Source organism: Lentilactobacillus sp. (assembly GCF_040773105.1).
GTDB classification, from domain to species: Bacteria; Bacillota; Bacilli; order Lactobacillales; family Lactobacillaceae; genus Lentilactobacillus; species Lentilactobacillus parabuchneri.
In genome coordinates, this window is record NZ_JAXGWW010000313.1 from 1 (window position 1) to 1,921 (window position 1,921).

2 protein-coding genes are annotated in these 1,921 nt (G+C 48.7%); both read left to right on the forward strand.

Annotated elements, in window-relative coordinates; all coding sequences use genetic code 11:
* A partial coding sequence (locus AB3112_RS11170) for an amidohydrolase (protein ID WP_367334531.1) occupies positions 1–825 on the forward strand: 825 nt, incomplete at its 5' end.
* A 6-nt stretch (positions 826–831) separates the two neighbouring features.
* On the forward strand, positions 832–1,921 hold a 1,090-nt coding region (locus AB3112_RS11175), incomplete at its 3' end, for a M20/M25/M40 family metallo-hydrolase (protein WP_367334532.1).

Consider the following 1,921-nt stretch of genomic DNA (forward strand, 5'->3'; position numbering starts at 1 on the left):
AAGCTCCTTAAATATCAGGAAGGGCAGCTGTCCGGGCGAGTCCGGCTAATTTTTGAACCTGGAGAAGAGCGGCACGTTGGCGCAAAGGAGATGATTCAAGCGGGCGTTTTAAAGGGTGTTTCTGCCATATCCGGTATTCATAATATGCCAACCATTCCCGTTGGAACCGTTGGGATGAAAGTTGGCAAGTTGATGGCTTCAAACGACAACTTTGATGTGACGATCACCGGTGTTGGCTCTCATGCCGCCATGCCTCAAACCGGACGCGATCCAATTGTGGCCACGGCAAACATTATCATGACGCTCCAGACCATCGTAAGTCGAAATATTTCGCCATCGGACCGGTTAGTCCTCACCATCGGTGCAATCAGAGGGGGCCAAACGAATAATGTGATCCCCGAAACGGCCGGATTTAAGGGAACCATCCGAACCTTTTCAGCCGCTGATCGGGCACTTGCGAAAAAACGGTTCTATGAAATCGTTGACTCGACGGCCAAAGCCTATGGCCAAACCGCGGCGATCACCTGGGATGAGGGACCGGCGCCGGTTGACAATAGTAAAATCATGACCGATCTGATTGCTGAAGAAGCTCATAAATTCATGACGGTCATACCCGCCATTCCATCCAATGCCGACGATGACTTCGCAGAATATGAACAACTAGTGCCGGGATGTTACGCATTCATGGGAAGTAAAGGCCAGGCCAACCTGCACCACCCGGATTTTATTGCCAATCCGGACGGTCTTCAGTACGCTGCCAAATTTCATGAGCAGGCGGCTTTAACATTACTCAACTACTTCAATCAAAAAGGTAAGGTGGACTAACGGTTTATGAATAAGGAAGAGAAAATTCAGATTCTCAAGGATTTAGTCGCATTTAGAACAGTCAACGGAAATGAGCATCTCGTCACTGCTTATATCCATGACCTACTGGCAGCTCACCATATTGACTCAAAATTCGTTCAATATTCGGATAATCGGGATAACCTCGTCGCCGAATTTGATTCCGGCCATCCTGGCCCGGTTCTGGGTTTCTCTGGTCATGCCGACGTTGTCCATGAAGGGGTTGTGTCAACCTGGACAACACCGCCTTTTGCCCCAGACGTTCGGGACAACCGTTTATACGGCCGTGGGGCAGCCGACATGAAAGGTGGCCTGGCTGGCCTCACAATTGCCTTCATGAACCTGGTTGAGTCACAGGCGATCAAAAGCGGTAAGCTGAGACTATATGTCACGATGGGAGAAGAAGTTGGCGAACTCGGATCCAAGCTTTTAGCAGATAAAGGCTACGTGGATGATTTAGACGCGGTAGTGATCGGCGAACCCAGCGGTGTTTCAAAGCAACGCCTCGATGCTTACGTCGACAGTGGTGGCGCAAAATTCACGCCGGAATTGGCTGCTCAACTCCACGCTATCAGCCACGATCAAAAAGCACCTGAACAACATTTTATCTTTTTTGCTCACAAAGGCTGGTTAATGTATAAAGTCACCGCCCACGGAAAGGCAGCTCATTCATCCATGCCAAAAATGGGCGTCAATGCCATTGATATGCTGGTAAACTATTACCTCAAGGAAAAGCAGTTCTACCAAAGTATCCAGGCAAGTAATCCGATTTTAGGCGAAACCATTTACGCACCGACCATCATTTCCGGTGGCAAACAAATTAACAGCATTCCTGACAAGGCAAGCCTTCAAGTAAAGGTTCGAACAATTCCAGAATTTGATAACCAAACAATCATCAACAAGCTCCACCAAATGATTGAAGAGTTAAACCTAAAAACTGGCTATCATCTGACCATCGATATCACCAGCAAACGGCCGGTGATCAACCACCCGGGGTCCAAAATTATCGATATCGCCCAACAGGCCGGTGCCCATCACCTGCATGAGTCACTGGATCTGCCGACAATTGGGGTATCAC